The 16,673-nt window shown below is 53.3% G+C and carries 16 protein-coding genes; 11 read left to right on the top strand and 5 right to left on the bottom strand.

What is annotated here, in order from left to right:
• Positions 1-19: 19 nt before the first annotated feature.
• Positions 20-2,449 (bottom strand): glycerol-3-phosphate 1-O-acyltransferase PlsB, encoded by a 2,430-nt coding sequence (gene plsB, locus ACFO3I_RS01240; protein WP_377331073.1) that lies wholly within the window; start codon positions 2,447-2,449, stop codon positions 20-22.
• A 132-nt stretch (positions 2,450-2,581) separates the two neighbouring features.
• Here plsB and lexA point away from each other — a divergent pair, with 132 nt between their 5' ends.
• The 5 genes from lexA (at position 2,582) to ACFO3I_RS01215 (ending at position 7,653) form a co-directional block, all read left to right on the top strand.
• Positions 2,582-3,208 (top strand): transcriptional repressor LexA, encoded by a 627-nt coding sequence (lexA, locus tag ACFO3I_RS01235; protein WP_377331072.1) that lies wholly within the window; start codon positions 2,582-2,584, stop codon positions 3,206-3,208.
• A 258-nt stretch (positions 3,209-3,466) separates the two neighbouring features.
• Positions 3,467-4,597, top strand: coding sequence for a cytochrome c oxidase subunit II (gene coxB / locus ACFO3I_RS01230; RefSeq protein ID WP_377331070.1), 1,131 nt, complete (start codon positions 3,467-3,469; stop codon positions 4,595-4,597).
• Between the two features lie 9 nt (positions 4,598-4,606).
• Positions 4,607-6,202, top strand: coding sequence for a cytochrome c oxidase subunit I (gene ctaD / locus ACFO3I_RS01225; RefSeq protein ID WP_377331069.1), 1,596 nt, complete (start codon positions 4,607-4,609; stop codon positions 6,200-6,202).
• 10 nt (positions 6,203-6,212) lie between these two features.
• Positions 6,213-6,779, top strand: coding sequence for a cytochrome c oxidase assembly protein (locus tag ACFO3I_RS01220; RefSeq protein WP_377331067.1), 567 nt, complete (start codon positions 6,213-6,215; stop codon positions 6,777-6,779).
• Positions 6,772-7,653, top strand: a complete 882-nt coding sequence (locus ACFO3I_RS01215; protein ID WP_377331065.1) for a cytochrome c oxidase subunit 3 — start codon at positions 6,772-6,774, stop codon at positions 7,651-7,653. The genes ACFO3I_RS01220 and ACFO3I_RS01215 overlap by 8 nt, the downstream gene beginning before the upstream one ends.
• On the opposite strand, the gene ACFO3I_RS01210 is transcribed toward ACFO3I_RS01215, so the two are convergent.
• Positions 7,654-7,863: a DUF2909 domain-containing protein gene (locus ACFO3I_RS01210; RefSeq protein WP_377331063.1), complete on the bottom strand. Its 210-nt coding sequence runs from the start codon at positions 7,861-7,863 to the stop codon at positions 7,654-7,656.
• Positions 7,864-7,887: 24 nt separating this feature from the next.
• Between ACFO3I_RS01210 and ACFO3I_RS01205 the strand changes: the two genes are divergently transcribed.
• Genes ACFO3I_RS01205 through ACFO3I_RS01185 form a run of 5 tightly spaced genes read left to right on the top strand, consistent with a single transcriptional unit; the run spans position 7,888 to position 11,635 of the window.
• On the top strand, positions 7,888-8,604 hold the full coding sequence (locus tag ACFO3I_RS01205; protein WP_377331061.1) for an SURF1 family protein: 717 nt from the start codon (positions 7,888-7,890) through the stop codon (positions 8,602-8,604).
• Entirely contained in the window at positions 8,605-9,102 is a 498-nt protein-coding gene (locus ACFO3I_RS01200; RefSeq protein ID WP_377331059.1) for a hypothetical protein, read from the top strand.
• Positions 9,102-10,124 carry a COX15/CtaA family protein gene (locus tag ACFO3I_RS01195; RefSeq protein ID WP_377331057.1) on the top strand — a complete coding sequence of 341 codons (1,023 nt, stop codon included), beginning with the start codon at positions 9,102-9,104 and terminating at the stop codon, positions 10,122-10,124. The genes ACFO3I_RS01200 and ACFO3I_RS01195 overlap by 1 nt, the downstream gene beginning before the upstream one ends.
• Positions 10,075-10,980: a heme o synthase gene (gene cyoE, locus ACFO3I_RS01190; protein WP_377331055.1), complete on the top strand. Its 906-nt coding sequence runs from the start codon at positions 10,075-10,077 to the stop codon at positions 10,978-10,980. Before ACFO3I_RS01195 ends, cyoE begins: the two co-directional genes overlap by 50 nt.
• A gap of 19 nt (positions 10,981-10,999) precedes the next feature.
• Positions 11,000-11,635, top strand: a complete 636-nt coding sequence (locus ACFO3I_RS01185) for an SCO family protein (RefSeq protein ID WP_377331053.1) — start codon at positions 11,000-11,002, stop codon at positions 11,633-11,635.
• A gap of 21 nt (positions 11,636-11,656) precedes the next feature.
• On the opposite strand, the gene ACFO3I_RS01180 is transcribed toward ACFO3I_RS01185, so the two are convergent.
• Both ACFO3I_RS01180 and nfuA read right to left on the bottom strand, forming a co-directional pair.
• Complete coding sequence (locus tag ACFO3I_RS01180) at positions 11,657-12,667, bottom strand: polysaccharide deacetylase family protein (RefSeq protein ID WP_377331052.1); 1,011 nt, start codon at positions 12,665-12,667, stop codon at positions 11,657-11,659.
• A 57-nt stretch (positions 12,668-12,724) separates the two neighbouring features.
• Entirely contained in the window at positions 12,725-13,303 is a 579-nt protein-coding gene (gene nfuA, locus ACFO3I_RS01175; protein ID WP_377331050.1) for a Fe-S biogenesis protein NfuA, read from the bottom strand.
• Between the two features lie 186 nt (positions 13,304-13,489).
• On the opposite strand from nfuA, the gene ACFO3I_RS01170 reads away from it, so the two are divergent.
• Positions 13,490-15,973, top strand: coding sequence for a M14 family zinc carboxypeptidase (locus ACFO3I_RS01170; protein ID WP_377331048.1), 2,484 nt, complete (start codon positions 13,490-13,492; stop codon positions 15,971-15,973).
• On the opposite strand, the gene ACFO3I_RS01165 is transcribed toward ACFO3I_RS01170, so the two are convergent.
• Positions 15,907-16,662 (bottom strand): ComF family protein, encoded by a 756-nt coding sequence (locus ACFO3I_RS01165; RefSeq protein ID WP_377331046.1) that lies wholly within the window; start codon positions 16,660-16,662, stop codon positions 15,907-15,909. The two genes, ACFO3I_RS01170 and ACFO3I_RS01165, sit on opposite strands and share 67 nt — an antisense overlap.
• Positions 16,663-16,673: the final 11 nt, after the last annotated feature.

The following is a 16,673-nucleotide window of genomic DNA, read 5'->3' as shown; positions in this document are numbered from 1 at the left end:
CCCCGGCTTTACTGGTCAGTTAATGGCCTTTCACAATGCTCAGCACCGTTTGCAGCACTTCGGCGTGCAACAGCGCATTGACTGTCTGTTGCACCGGCTGCGCACTGCTGCCTGCGATTAAGGCGTTTTGGTCTGTTAACTGACAATAACCTGCTTGTTTCAGCGCATTGACCAAAGTGGCAAACAGGTTTTTATCCAGATACTCGGGCGAGCTGACGCCATGCAGGGTATTTAGTCGTTTGGCCATTTGCTGGCTCTTTTGTTCCAGTTCTTCCCGGCTAAGCGGGGTATCCGACAGTAAATTCAACACCACCGCATACCGCTGCAAAATGTCCTGCGCATTAAAGGCCAGTAATTCCAGCATGCGGTGGCCTGCCTGTTGCACCGGCACAGCGCTGTAGTGGCCTTGCTGCTGCTCAATCAGCCCGGCTTCTTGCATCGCATCGAGTAGTTGCTGCAGGTACGAGTCCAGCGTATCCAGTTGTAAAAACAGTTCGTCAGCCAATAGCGGCTGGATCAGCTGAATAATATTTTTCAGCTGAACAGTGCTCAGTTCATGGTGCTGCAATAAGGCAGTCGCCAGCAGTGCCGGCACCACAAATAAATGGCTGACATTATTGCGGTAGTAGCTCATGGTAATGGCTTGTTCGGCCGTCAGCTGAATAATGGGGCCAAAACTGTCATGATGTTGCTGGATCTTTTGCAGTTTCAGGGCGTGCTCAACCCATTGCTCAGCGGTGCCTTCTGCTTTCGTCACCAAGGCCGCATAAGGCGCTTGCTGGTGCAGTTGTTGGTAAAACGCCAGTTGCCGTTCCAGTTCCTGACGCGGCAGCGAATGCTGGCGGGTCGCCAGCAGCACAGTGGCAATCATATTAATGCTGTTCAGCGCCGCACTCTGGTTCACCCGGCGCATCAGCTGATCCGCCAGGTTGGCAACCAGCGGATTCAGCCAGGCCGGTTTAGCCGGATCGTCGGTCAGGCTGTCACGCCAGTCGGGTTGCTGCTGGTTAATAAACTGGGTGAGCGCAATAGGCTGGCCAAAGTTGACGTAGCCATAACCGTAATCACGTAACTTGCGGATGGCACTAAACACACCACCAATGGATTCTTTTTCTTTGCCTGAGCCTTTCAGTTCTTTCAGGTAGGTATTTACTTCCATCACGTGTTCATAGCCCAGATACACAGGCACCAGGCTGATGGGTCTGTCTATGCCTTTCAGCATCGCCTGCACTGTCATCGCCAGCATGCCGGTTTTCGGTTGCAATAAACGGCCGGTGCGACTGCGGCCACCTTCGGAGTAATACTTCACCGGGTAGCCTTTGCTGAATAGCTGGCTCAGGTATTCACGGAACACCGCGGAATAGAGTTTGTTGCCGCTGAAGCTGCGCCGGATAAAAAAGGCACCGCCGCGACGGAATAAGCTGCCAACAGGCCAGAAATTCAGATTGATCCCGGCGGCAATATGCGGAGGAGCCAGACCCTGATGGTAAATCACATAACTGAGCAGTAAATAATCCATATGGCTGCGATGGCAGGGCACATAAACAATTTCATGGCCCTTTTGCACCAGCTCGGTCAGCACTTTGCTGTTATTGATCACAATGCCGTTGTACAGCCGTTGCCATAACCAGCCGAGCAAACGGTCGCCCAGCCGTAAGGTGGATTCACGATAATCAGCCGCGATTTCCTGCAGCAGTTTTAACGCTTCAGCTCGGGCTTCTGACACTGGGATCTGCTTACTGCGAGCTTCATCTTCGATGGCTTGTTTCAGGCGGTCCGAGCCCAGCAACGCATTAAATAACGCACTGCGGTCCGGCAGTTTCGGGCCTGTAGCCGCCAGACGTTGCCGGTAAAAGTGCACCCGCGCCACCCGCAGTAATTTATGTGCGGTTTCTGTATTCACTTCGGTCTGGGCAATCATCTCCCCGACTGATACCGGGCGGCTGAAGCGGACTAAGGTATGGCGGCCAGAAATCAGCACAATAAAAAGCTTGGCCAGCCAGCTGGGGGATTCGGATTCACCCAGCACGGACTTAATGCTGTTTTCTTTACCGGGCGCACGGCCCCACAACACAGAAACTGGCACTAACTGCGCTTGCAGCTCGGGGTGGCGCTGCTGTGTCTGCAATAAGGTTAAGCCTTGCTCCAATGCTGTGGTTGCTGCGCGGGCTCCCCATAACACATGAGGTTGTTCCAGGAACAACACCCGCGGCAACCAGCTGGCACCAAATTGCACAGGTTGTAATGGGTCAGGCAGCCCGAGCTTGTGACAGATCCGCACCAAAGTCGCCAGATCGCTGGCCGACTCCGTTCTGGTAATGTAAAACACCGGCTGATTTGGGTTCAGCTCAAGGTTTTCTTTGACGGCGTCAGGGACAATTTTGCAACGCACCAGAGGTTTCAGCGGCCAGTACAGCAGTTTGGCCAGCCAGCGGACGGGTCTTAACATAGGGGTTCCACTCGGATCACAGGGCGCTAAGAATAGCATGAATGGTTAGACCAGCAAAATTCCGGCTTGGGCTTGGCACTGGCAAAAATGCTGTATATACTCACAGTATCCACTGTATAGGTATTCAGCATTATGCGCCCATTAACGCCACGACAAGCCGAAATTTTACAACTGGTGAAAGACTATCAGGCCGAAACCGGTATGCCACCGACCCGGGCAGAAATTGCTGCGCAGCTGGGATTTAAGTCGGCCAATGCGGCGGAAGAACATCTGAAAGCACTGGCAAAAAAAGGCTTTATCGAAATGATGCCGGGTACCTCCCGTGGTATTCGTCTGGTGGACGACGAAGCAGCCAATGAAGCCGAAGAAGAGCCAGGCTTACCTTTGGTAGGTAAAGTGGCGGCAGGTCAGCCTATTCTTGCCGCTGAACATATTCAGCAGCGTTATCAGCTGGATGCCAGCCTGTTTAAGCCTCATGCTGATTTTTTGCTGCGGGTGCAGGGTATGAGTATGAAAGACATCGGCATTATGGATGGTGACTTACTGGCAGTGCACAAAACCTCTGAAGCCCGTCAGGGTCAGGTGGTGGTGGCCAGGGTTGAAGATGAAGTAACAGTGAAGCGTTTTCGCCGAGAGGGGCAAATCGTATTTCTGCACCCGGAAAATGACGATTTTAACGTGATTAAAGTGGATCTGACACAACAGCATTTTGCCATTGAAGGCCTTGCCGTTGGCGTGATCCGGGCCAATGGCTTCTAGAAAAAGTTATCCTTTCTCAATAGCTTGCCTTTTATCTTTGGCTGGTACGACCAGATGGTTTTATCAGCCAGTCAGGTTTACATCCCCAGTTTCCTTGTCTAATTCTTAAACCACACAGGTTCCTTTATCTGTGTGCCAGCTTCAGCAACTGATGCTGGCATTATAAGAATAATGGCGGTTGCATCGCGAAGACGAAGTGTAGGGTGAAGTGTCTTCTTTTCTGCAACATGCCTATGGCAAAGACAGAGGAGAAGTTACGTGGCGAATTCCAGTCGTTGGAGTGGTTCGCTGCTAACCTTGTTGCTTGCGTTTCGTGCGCAGTCCACAGAAATGCCCCTGAATATGACGCAGGGGGTGACGGAGATCAGTCAGAAGGTCTATGACCTGCATATGACTATTTTCTACATTTGCTGTGCTATAGGGATAGCAGTTTTTGGGGTGATGTTTTGGTCTATTCTGCGTCACCGTAAAGCCAGAGGAGCCGTGCCGGCTCAATTTCATGAAAGCACCAAGGTTGAACTGGCCTGGACGGCTATGCCGGTGATTATTCTGGTGTTGATGGCGATACCTGCCACCAAAACCCTGATCGCTATGGAAGACACTTCCGAGGCAGATTTAACCATTCTGGTCACCGGCTCACAGTGGAAGTGGCACTACAAGTACATGGATAAGAATGTCGAATTTTTCTCCCTGTTAGCCACACCACGTCAGCAGATTGCGAACAAATTAGCCAAAGGCGACAACTATCTGCTGGAAGTCGACCGCCCACTGGTGATCCCCACCGGCAAAAAAGTCCGTTTCCTGATGACTTCCGACGACGTGATCCACTCTTGGTGGGTACCAGCGTTTGCCGTGAAAAAAGACGCCAACCCCGGATTCATCAACGAAGCCTGGACCAAAGTGGATCAGGCAGGCATTTATCGTGGTCAATGCGCTGAACTCTGTGGTAAGGACCATGGCTTTATGCCTGTGGTGGTAATTGCAAAGGAAGCGGCGGATTTTGACAGCTGGCTGGCAGAGACCGCGGCAGTGCAGGCCAAAGCCAAAGAGGAAGAGCAAAAACTACTGGCGATGACCATGAGCAAAGAAGAGCTGATGGCCTTGGGTGAGAAAACCTATAACGGCTATTGTGCCGCTTGTCACCAACCAACAGGTCTTGGCATTCCTGGCGTATTCCCGGCACTTAAAGGCAGCAAAATGGCGCTGGAGGATTTACCTGGCCATATCGACATTGTGTTGCATGGCAAAACCGGCACTGCGATGCAAGCCTTCGCCAAACAACTCAGTCTGCAGGAAATTGCTGCTGTCATTACCTATGAGCGTAATGCCTGGGATAACAATACCGGTGATGTGGTGCAGGCCGCTGACATTGCCAAAGCACAACAGTAGGGGGCTCTGATGAGTACAGTGACAACAGACCATCATGATGCTCATGCTGAGCATCACCATCATGGCCCGGCCAAAGGCCTGAAACGCTGGTTTTATACCACCAACCATAAAGACATTGGCACTTTGTACTTGCTGTTTGCATTGCTGATGTTTTTTATTGGCGGTGCTATGGCGATGGTGATCCGGGCCGAGCTGTTTCAGCCTGGCCTGCAAATTGTCCAGCCGGATTTTTTTAACCAGATGACCACAGTGCACGGCCTGATTATGGTGTTTGGCGCTGTGATGCCTGCCTTTACCGGTTTAGCCAACTGGCTGGTGCCTATGATGATTGGCGCGCCGGACATGGCGTTACCCCGCATGAACAACTGGAGCTTCTGGATCCTGCCGTTTGCGTTCAGCATTTTGCTGCTGTCACTCTTTATGGAAGGTGGCGGGCCTGCATTTGGCTGGACTTTTTACGCGCCGCTTTCCACCACCTATAGCAGTGACAGTACGGCTTTGTTTGTGTTCTCAGTTCATATTATGGGTATTTCGTCCATTATGGGCGCCATCAATGTGATTGTGACCATTATGAACCTGCGTGCACCAGGCATGACCTATATGAAAATGCCGTTGTTTGTCTGGACCTGGTTTATTACCGCCTTTTTGCTGATTGCGGTGATGCCGGTGCTGGCCGGTGCCGTCACCATGGTGCTGACCGACAAATACTTTGGCACCAGTTTCTTTGAAGCGGCAGGTGGTGGCGACCCTGTGTTGTTCCAGCATATTTTCTGGTTTTTCGGTCACCCCGAGGTGTACATCATGATCCTGCCGGCCTTTGGTATTGTATCCGCCATAGTGCCGACCTTTGCCCGTAAACCCTTGTTTGGTTATGCCTCTATGGTGTACGCCACCGCCAGCATTGCGCTGCTGTCGTTTCTGGTGTGGGCTCACCATATGTTCACCACCGGCATGCCGGTCTTTGCCGAGCTGTTTTTTATGTACTGCACCATGTTGATTGCGGTGCCGACCGGGGTGAAAGTCTTTAACTGGGTGGCCACCATGTGGCGCGGCGCCATGACCTTCGAAGTGCCGATGATGTTTGCATTGGCGTTCATCGTGTTGTTTACCATTGGCGGCTTTTCCGGACTGATGCTGGCCATCACCCCGGCTGACTTTCAATACCACGACACCTATTTTGTGGTGGCGCACTTCCACTATGTGCTGGTAACGGGGGCTATCTTCTCCATTATGGCGGCGGCTTATTACTGGTTGCCGAAGTGGACGGGGCATATGTACGACGAGAGCCTCGGCCAATGGCATTTCTGGTGTTCGCTCATCTCGGTGAACATGTTGTTTTTCCCTATGCACTTTGTAGGCCTGGCTGGCATGCCACGGCGGATCCCGGATTACGCGCTGCAGTTTGCTGACTTTAACGCCTTTATCAGCATTGGTGGTTTTGCCTTCGGCCTGTCGCAATTGCTGTTTGTGGCTGTGGTGGTGAAGTGTATTCAGGGTGGGAAAAAAGCAACGGATCAGGTGTGGGAAGGTGCTGAAGGGTTGGAGTGGACCTTACCATCTCCGGCGCCTTATCACAGCTTTACCACGCCTCCAGACGTGAAGTAACGGAGGTTTTATGGCACTTGCTCATCAACGCCTGACAGTCAAACTGAGCATAGCGGCATTGGCTATGTTTGGTTTTGGTTATGCGCTGGTGCCTCTGTACGACGTGTTTTGCGACATTACCGGTTTAAACGGTAAAACATCCACTGAAGCAGCCAGCGCCGAGGCTGCTGTGGTGGACAGCCAACGCGAAGTGTTGGTGGAGTTTATTGCCCGGCCAAATAAAAACATGCCTTGGGTATTTGAGCCTGTGGTCACCAGGTTACGGGTGCATCCGGGTGAAATTCACCAAGTGAATTATCTGGCCAGAAATGAAACCGCTTTGCCTATGGTGGCGCAGGCCGTACCGTCAGTGTCACCGGGTCAGGCGGCGTTGTACTTTAATAAAATTGAGTGCTTTTGTTTTAATCAACAAGCGTTGGCGGCAGGCCAGGAAATGCTGATGCCGCTGCAGTTTTATGTCGATCCCGCTCTTCCCAGCCAGTTCAGCACTATTACCTTGTCCTACACCTTGTATCAGGTGCAGGGTGCTGAAACGACTGCCCCGGCGGGAACTGTTACAGGGGATAACTATGAGTGAACAACATCAACATTATTATGTGCCGGAGCAATCGCCCTGGCCCATAGTAGGCGCTGTAGCGCTGTTTTTAATTGCCTTTGGTGCCGGGCATTTTGTCAACGAAGTGACCAAGGATCAGCCGGGTTATGGCGGCTACTCCATTGTGGCTGGCGTGGTGATACTGCTGTTTATGCTGGTGGGTTGGTTTCGTAATGTGATCGACGAATCCATGCACAACCTGTACAGCGCGCAAATGGACAGATCCTTCCGCCAGGGCATGAGCTGGTTTATTTTTTCTGAAGTGATGTTTTTCGGAGCCTTTTTTGGCGCTTTGTTTTACGCCCGCCTGATTGCGGTGCCCTGGCTGGACGGCGCCAGCAACAACGCGATGACGGCTGCAGTGTTATGGCCGGCGTTTGAAGCGGTCTGGCCTTTGTTGACTACCCCGGATGGTACCCAGACCCAGGCGATGCCCTGGCAGGGTATTCCGCTGTACAACACCCTGATCCTGCTGACGTCGTCAGTCACCTTGCAGTTTGCTCATATTGCGATGGAAAAAGATAAACGGGGTCAGCTGAAACTGATGCTGTTTCTGACCATCGCACTTGGGTTCTTATTCCTCTGCTTTCAGGTCTATGAATACATTCATGCGTACCGTGATTTAGGGTTGAAACTGGATTCCGGGGTCTACGGCAATACCTTCTTCCTGTTGACTGGTTTTCATGGTTTGCATGTGACTCTGGGCGCTATGTTTCTCACCGTGATTTTCCTGCGCATTTTGCTGAAAAATCACTTTAGCGCCCACAAGCATTTTGCCTTTCAGGCGGCGGCCTGGTACTGGCACTTTGTGGATGTGGTCTGGCTTTGCCTCTTTGTGTTTGTCTATGTGCTCTGACTAGTAAGGCCTGGGGTGTGGGCTCATCAGGCCCAACCCCAGTGCCAGCACAATCAGCAGCACCACGGCGACAGACCAAATCAGGCGACGGCCAAGAAAAACAGACATAGGTGGTTGGTTCGGATCATTCTTCATCATCAAAAATAACGCGCGAAACAAGTTAAAAACAATAAAGAGCAGCAGCGCTATGAGCAGTAATTTAATCAGCATACAACCTCGTTTCAGGGAAAGCAGATGGCAGCATTGAGCCTGAAGCCGCAGTGGCGGTTGGCGCAATGGCTGCTGGTGCTATTCACTCTGGCCGCTTTTTTGTTGCTGTGCAAGTTGTCGCTGTGGCAATGGCAGCGAGCGGATGAAAAACAGCAACTGTTGCAGCAACAGGCCAGTTGGCAGCAACAAGGTCCTGTTGCCTGGAGAGAGCTTCCGCTGGCCGATCCATTGCAACTGGATGGTGTACAGCTTAGCGGCCGGGCGGTCTGGCAACAGCCTGCGGTCTGGCTGCTCGACAATCAACTGCTGGATGGCAAAGCTGGCTATGACGTGGTCATCCCAGTGCTGGTCGACAACAGCATGCCACTGGTGCTGGTCAATCTGGGCTGGGTTGCTGCGCCGGCGCGGCGCGACCAGTTACCTGAGCTTAGTGTGCCGGCTGAGTTTGAATTGCAAGGGTTGCTACGCACCCGTCTGGGGGGCGTGTTGTTGGGGCAGAACCTGGAAAATTCAGGCTTATGGCCACAGCGTATGCAGCAGGTGGTGCCACAAGAGTTGGGTCAGCTTTTGGCTCAGCCTGTCTACACAGGTGTGGTCTATCAACAGCAATCTTCATTTCGTTATCACTACCAAGCTGTCGTGCTGCCGCCTGAAAAACACCGGGCTTATGCCGTGCAATGGGCCTTGTTGGCACTGGTGGTGCTGGTAGTCGCAGGCGCTTTGTGGCGCAGGGAGCTCTGAATGAAAAAATCCCGTTTTTTACTTTTTTTTGTGGTCTGCCTGGTGTTGCCGCTGGCCGCGGCGCAGGCGGTGCTTAGTTTTGGCTGGTTTAGTGACAAAACCAATAACAAAGGCCAGTGGCTTACCGAAGAGCTGCTGCTATTGCCGGCGGTAGCTGAGAAACAGCACTGGCGGCTGGCCTATCTGACTGCAGACACCAGCTGTGATATGCGTTGTGAAGAGGCTGCGTACCTGCAGCAACAAGTGTATCAGGCGCTTGGCCGCAAGCAGGATTATCTGGCTTTATGGCAGTTGGGCGCAGCCACGGCACCTGCAGTGGCCCAACAGGCGCTGCCGGCAGGGGCTGAAGCATACAGCGGTCAGTTGGTGTTGGTGGACAGGCATGGCCTTGGATTATTGAGCTACCCGGTGGCACTGGAGCGTGAACTGAACGTGCAAACTGGCAAAGCCATACTGGCTGACCTGAATAAACTGCTGAAGTATGAAAGGGGGCTTTGATGCGGCTGCAAAAGTTTTTGGTCACGCTGGCGGTGCTCTGGTCGATGGCGGTGATTTTGCTAGGCGCTTACACCAGGCTGACGGACGCCGGTCTGGGGTGTCCGGACTGGCCTGGATGTTATGGATTTTTGCAGGTGCCACAGCATGATGCTCACCGGGAGCTGGCTGAAGCCAGATTCCCTGATCGGCCGCTGGAAGCAGACAAAGCCTGGAACGAAATGATCCATCGGTATTTTGCCGGTGGATTGGGCTTGCTGATCCTGGCGCTGCTGATTAACGGCTGGCGACTGCGCCAACGTCGTTTACCAATGGTCTTGTCGTCGCTGGTGCTGTTTCAGGCCGCACTTGGCATGTGGACAGTCACTCTGGCCTTGCATCCTGTGGTGGTAATGGGCCATTTGCTCGGCGGTTTTGCTCTGCTGTCTTTACTGGCAGTGCACTGGTGGCAGCAGCAACCCCGACCCGTCTGGCAGATCAGCCAGACGATGAAACTAATGTTCTGGCCTGTCCTGCTGGTGGTACTGGGCCAGATAGCTCTGGGGGGCTGGACCTCCGCGAATTACGCGGCCTTGTCCTGCATTCAGCTGCCACTGTGCGAAGCGGGCTGGGCAGACCGGCTGAATTTTGACGAAGCTTTTTCATTGCATCTGGGTTACGACAGCTACGAATTTGGCGTCATGAGCCTGGATGCGCGGGCCACAGTGCATGTGATGCATCGGGTCTGGGCTATGGTCACTGCGCTGGTGGTAGTGGGGTATCTGTGGATGCTATGGCGGCAGGGGGTGGCGCTGCTGCGGCAGTTTTCACTGCTGATCGGGCTGTTGCTGCTGGTGCAAATTGGCCTTGGTATTGCCAATGTTGCGTTGCATTTGCCGCTTGTAAATGCAATTGCCCATAACTTTGTCGCGGCCAATTTACTGATGTGTCTGGTGTGCAGCGGTTATCTGCTGCACAGAAGCAAGGAGAGTGTTTATGCAAAAAACTCAGCCGTTACAACGAATTGCCAGCAATCAGTGGCGTGATTATCTGGAGCTGACCAAACCCAAAGTTGTGGCACTGCTGGTGCTGACGGCTGTTGTGGGTATGGTGCTGGCCAGGCCGGACTTGCCCCCGCTTGGCTTGATGCTGGCCGCCACTGTGGGCATTGGCTTGTTGTCCGCCGCTGCGGCAGCGCTGAACCATGTAGTGGACCAACGCATTGACGCTCAAATGGCCCGGACCTATCACAGACCCGTAGCCAAAGGCCGTATCAGCACCAGTCAGGCGGTGCAGTTCTCTTTTGGCCTGGCGCTGGCGGGCTTTTTGTTGCTGTTTGTCGCGGTTAACCCGCTGACGGCCTGGCTGACGCTGGCCAGCCTGTTCGGTTATGCCGTGGTCTACACCATGTTTTTGAAACGGGCCACCCCACAAAATATTGTGATAGGCGGCCTGGCAGGTGCGATGCCGCCGTTATTGGGCTGGACGGCCATGACGGCAGAAGTGCATGCACATGCCTTGCTGCTGGTGATGATTATCTTTACCTGGACGCCGCCACACTTCTGGGCTCTGGCAATACACCGGCGTGATGATTACGCCAGAGTAAATATGCCGATGCTGCCGGTGACTCATGGTATTGAGTTCACCAAAACCGCCATCTTCCTCTACACCCTGATGCTTTGTCTGGTCTGTTTACTGCCTTATCTGGTGGGGATGACGGGTCTGGTGTATCTGGTGGGTAGCACGGTACTCAATCTCGGTTTTGTCTGGTATGCCTGGCAATTGAAATTTAATGCCAGAGCCGATACCGCGATGGCCACCTTTAAGTACTCGGTCTGGCATCTGATGGTATTATTCCTGCTGTTGTTTGCGGACCACTATTGGCTTTGGTCCGCGTTTTAACACTGGCAAAGGAAAACTGATGAATAAGTATGCGCTCTGGGTGGTATTGGTGCTGGCCTTGTTGGCTGGCGTCTGGTTGTCACAAATGCAGGCGGGCCCTAAGCAGCCACAACAGGCTGTGGTGTATCCAAAAGCCAGGCCGTTAACTGAATTTAGTTTGCTGGACCAGCAGGGACAGCCAGCTGGTCTGGAGGCATTACGTGGTCAATGGACCCTGGTGTTTGTGGGATACACCTCCTGCCCGGATATTTGCCCTCTGACCATGGCCAAACTGGCCGGTTTGCAGCCTAAACTGCAACAAATGACCAGCACGCCTGTGCAGGTCTGGTTTGTGTCTGTGGATCCCAAGCGGGATACGCCGACACAATTGGCGCAGTACGTTCAGCATTTTAATCAACCGGCATTAAAAGCCTTTACGGCAGACCACCCGGCGCTCTTTCCTTTTGTGCGTCAGCTGGGTCTGATGTATGCCATCCCCCAACAGCAGGAAGGGCATTACCTGGTGGATCACAGCGCCAGTATTGCCTTGATTAGTCCAAAAGCCGATGTAGTCGCCATGTTTAAACCCGAAATGAAAGCTGGCCAGCCGCCACTGGTGAACAGTGACATTTTACTGGCCGATTTTCCGTTGGTATTAGAGCGCAGCGAAGGTTAGTTACTTGGCGCTGGGTGAGGCTTAATCCAATACCCAGGGTTGAGAATACCAGTAAAAATAGCCTTTTTGGCTGAGGGATGGTGCTGTGCAGTTATAGCGTTTATGGCTGCTGCGCAGTGGTGCCTTCGCTCTGGCGGCGAAGCTGTCCGCGCTCAGCCAGGTCACTTCAATAGGTTCACCATTGCTAAAGCAGTTCAGCTGTTTTGGATTCAGATCGGTTAAATCCAGTTGCAGGCTCAGGGTCGGCGGGTTTGGCCCTTTAACCGGATCGGCCGCCAGGGCCTTTTTCACCGGCATCGCCAGTGTTTTCAGTTTGGGGGCAAAGTGTTTCAGCGCGGCATACTGGCCTGAAGAGGGGTAACGGGGCAAACGCGTCATGCTGCTGGCCAACCCAACGGCGCCGGATTGCTGGCCTATGCCGATGTAACCTGACTGCGAAACCAGCTGTTCCAGCGTTTCACTGAATTCGCCATAAGGGTAAGCCAGCCATTTATGCTTAATCCCCAACTGCTGTTCCAGCTGCTGCTGCGCCAGCTCAATATCTGCTTTCACCCTTTTTAGCCAGTCGGCCTGACTTTCATTGGCCTGCGGTTTGGCCAGATGATCGTGGTATGAGCTGTGATTGGCGATGATCACGCCATCGTCCTGTAATTGTTTGATTTGCTGCCAGCTCATTACCGGGCCTTCGTGGCGGTCAATTAGGGCCGGGCTTAAGAACACGGTATAAGGGAAGTCAAATTGCTGCAGAATTGGGTGGGCCTGCAGATAAATATTGTCATAGCCGTCATCAAAGGTAATCACTACGGCATTGGCGGCAGGCTCTTGACCTGAGCTCAGTTGGGCGATCAGCTGGTCCAGTCCAATTACCTGGTACTGATGGTCTTTTAAGTACTGTAAATGGCTGCGAAATTCAGCTGGCGTGACACTGGTCGAACGCGGCGTACTGGTGCTGACATGGTGGTATTGCAAAATGATGGCGGCCTGAGTGCTCAGACTCCAGCTGGCTATCATAAACAGTATTAGTTTCAGCACAGGCAACTCCCAGAAACAACAAAAGGCCACTGGGTGGCCTTTTGTCTTGTGCACTAGTTAATAGTAGGAATGCTCACCACGTTGGTGATCGGTGACATCCCGCACGCCATTCAGCTCACCGGAGAAGCGGTTTAACAGTTCTTTCTCAATGCCTTCTTTTAAAGTCAGGTCAACTTGAGAGCAACCGTTACAGCCGCCGCCAAACTGCAGCACGGCCACACCATCGTTGGTCAGTTCAACCACTGACACCCGGCCACCGTGGTTGGCCAGCTGAGGATTGATTTCAGCATCAATCACATACTGAACCCGTTCTTTCAACGGCGCGTCGTTATCCACCTTACGTACTTTGGCGTTTGGCGCTTTTAAAGTCAGCTGAGAACCCATTTGATCAGTGACAAAGTCAATTTCTGCATCGACTAAAAAGGGTTCACTTTCCGCGTCCACAATGGCAAAAAAGCCATTAAATGACAGCTGAATGTCGGTACTTTCCACCGCATCTGCAGGGCAGTAAGACACGCCACACTCCGCAGAAACAGTGCCTGGGTTGACCACAAAGACCCGGATGTTAGTGCCAGCGGCCTGCTTTTCCAGCAGCTTGCTAAAGTGGGCCTGAGCGGTTTCGGAAATTTTGATCATTGGTAGTACCTGACTAAATTACTAGGTTAATGGCTATGATACTCCTGTTCTGCCCCCCCTGCCAGCCCCGCTTGTCGGCAGTGAAGCTTTATTGCTAAGGTGAAACAAAAACAAAGAGGAGCAGTAATGCCAAGGTTCAAACTAATACTTTGTTCGCTGTTATTGGGGTGCAGCAGTCAAATCGCAATGGCTCAGCCACAAAGTCCGGCGCAATTTTTGGGTTTTCAGTCCGGCGACTGGCACTTACGCCATGACCAAATTCAGATGTATTTTCAGCAACTGGCGGCGTCGTCAGACAAAGCCCGGCTGGAAGTCATTGGTCACACCCACGAGCATAAGCCACTGTTACAGCTGATTGTCTCAGCGCCGGAAAACCTGGCGAAGCTGGAGCAAATTCGTCAGCAGCATTTGGCTCAGCTAAGCGCTGGCACAGAACTGTCTGGCGATATTCCGCTGGTGATTTGGTTGGGCTATGGCGTACATGGCAATGAAAGCAGTGGCCCGAATGCGGCGGTGCGGGTTGCTCACCACCTGTTGACCAGCCAGGACCCCGAAGTGCAGGACTGGCTGAAAAATGCAGTCATTTTGATCCAGCCCAGCCTGAATCCAGATGGTATGGAACGTTTTGCCACCTGGGCCAATATGCACAAAGGCAAAACACCAGTGGCTGACCCGCAAAGCCGCGAACATATTGAACCTTGGCCAAATGGCCGGCCCAACCATTACTGGTTTGATTTAAACCGCGACTGGCTGCCACTGCAGCACCCGGAAAGTCAGGCCCGTATCGAACAATTCTATAAATGGCGGCCAGAAGTGATGGGGGATTACCATGAAATGGGCCCGAACAGCAGCTACTTCTTTCAGCCAGGTATTCCAAGCCGCACTTATCCGCTGACACCGGCGCGCAATCAGCAACTGACTGCAGAGATTGCTAAGTTTCATGCCAAAGCTTTTGATAGTAAAGGTAAGCTCTATTACACCGAAGAAAGTTTTGATGATTTCTATGTCGGGAAAGGCTCGACCTACCCAGACGTCAATGGATCGATCGGTATTCTGTTTGAACAGGCCAGCAGCCGTGGTCATCTGCAGGATAGCATCAATGGGCCTCTGAGTTTTGCCACCACCATCGACAATCAGTTCATCACCTCGCTGTCGACCTTGCGTGGGGCACTGAACCAGAAAAAAGTGCTGCAAAACTACCAGCAAGCGTTTTTCCGTGAATCTGAGCGGCTGGCTGCGGACGAAGCTTACAAAGGCTATATCATTGCCGAAGACCAGGACGCCAGCCGGTTGCAGGCGCTATTGGGCTTACTGGCGAAGCATCATATTAAGGCGTACGCGCTGACCGAAAAATGGCAGTACAAAGGCGTAACCTATCAGCCAGGACAGGCCTACTACCTGCCGCTGCAACAAGCACAGTATCTGCTGTTAAAAGCTGCGTTCAGCACCGAAACCAATTTCCCGGACAATACCTTTTACGATGTGTCGGCCTGGACTTTGCCTTATGCCTACAACATCGAGTTCGGTAAAACCGGTCGCAGCCCGGCGGTGGAAGCACAGGCCTGGCAGCCAGGGTCAACCGCCGCAACTGTGCCAGCTGCAGGCGCTTATGCCTATGCGTTTGACTGGGCCGACCAAAAGGCGCCTCAGCTGGCACAGGCTCTGCTCGAACAGGGGGTGGTGGTGCGTGCGGCCAGTAAAGATTTTGTCGCCCGCACTTCCGGGGGCGAACATCGCTTTAAAGCCGGTGCCATGGTGGTCAACTCGGGTCTGCAGACTGAATCGGACTGGTTCGAGCGACTCGGACGCGCCTTGCAGCAAGTCAATCTGCCTGTTATGGCTGTGCAGTCGGGTTTAACTGGGCAAGGCCAGGATCTCGGCAGCAATGGGTTTGTGCCGGTGGAGAAGCCCAGAGTGTTGTTGGTTGCTGGGCCAGATGTGAATTCCACTGAGGCCGGTGAAGCCTGGTTTAATCTGGAGCAGCTGGCGGGCCTGTCGCCAAGTTTGGTGGAGCCGCAGCGTTTGGGCCGCATTAACCTGAACCGCTACAGCCATATCATCTTGCCGGATGGCAGCTATCGCAGTTGGGGGGCTGAAGAGCAGCAATTGCTGCAGCAATGGACTCGTCAGGGCGGTGTGCTCTGGGGCCATAAAGGCGGCGCCGCCTGGTTAAGCCGGGCCGGTCTGCTAAAAGCCAAAGCCTGGAACTCAGCTGAAATGGCCGCCTTAGTCAGCGACGAAGGGGCCAGCTATGGTGACAAAGAGAAACTGGCAGGCAAGCGCCGTATTGCCGGGGCTATTTACCAGACCAAACTGGATTTAACGCATCCGCTGGCTTTTGGTCTGAGCCGCCCTGAGCTGCCGGTGTTTAAGAACAGCACCTTCTTGTTAATGCCGATGCAGCAAGCTTTTACCAACGTGGCGCTCTACAGCGAAAAACCACAGCTGGCGGGTTATACCACAGCCGAGTATGTCGACCGTATTGCTGAAGGCGCAGCATTGGTTGCCCACAACCTGGGACAAGGCCGGGTCATTGGTATGTCCGACAACCCTGTATTTCGCGGTTATTTTGTCGGCTCCAGTCGCTTGCTGATCAATGCGATTTATCTGGGCAAAATGTTTAGCGCGGACTCGATGGATGACGACGGTGAAGAGGCCGCAGTCGAGTGACGAGTAACCGCCAGGCACCAGACATCGACCCGCTGGACGCCTGCATTTTTTAACAACCCAGTCAGCCAGTCCATGGTGGCGCCAGTGGTGACAACGTCATCCACCAGAGCCACATGGGCTGGCAATGTGCCGCTGTTTAACTGAATTTTCTCCCGCAAATTGGCCAGCCTGTCCCGGCGACTCAGCCCTGTCTGATGTGGGACCAATGCCGGGCTGTCAAAGAGCGCCAGGCAAGGGCGATGCCACTGTCTGGCGACCGATTGCGCCAATAACAGCGCCTGATTAAAGCCTCTTTGTCTGAGTCTGGCGGCGGACATCGGCACAAAGCCGACAGCGTCGGGCACTATGCCATCTGTATCTCGCAGTGCTGCGGCTTTTTCTCCGATCAGCTGGCATAATAACTCGCCTTCGGCCAGCCCTTGCTGGAACTTCCAGCGTTGGACCCAATGCCGATAAGGCTGTTGGTACCAAGCCATAGGGTACAGCGCATCAAAGCGGGCCTGCGCCAGTCCGCGCTGCACTGGTGGCAAATAAAGCGCATTGTGTTGAGTCAGCGCCGCGTCCAGTCGGGGAAGATGGCGGTGGCAATGGTGGCACAGTTGAGGTTCATGCCAGGCTAAAGGTTGTTGGCACCAAAGGCAGACAGATGGCATCAACTGACGTCTGAGGTAACCAAACCAAAAGCTCAATCCGGACATCC

This window comes from Rheinheimera marina (assembly GCF_042654345.1).
Taxonomy (GTDB): domain Bacteria; phylum Pseudomonadota; class Gammaproteobacteria; order Enterobacterales; family Alteromonadaceae; genus Pararheinheimera; species Pararheinheimera marina.
Note: the sequence above shows the minus strand (reverse complement) of the source record. Positions and strands in the feature narration are given on the sequence as shown.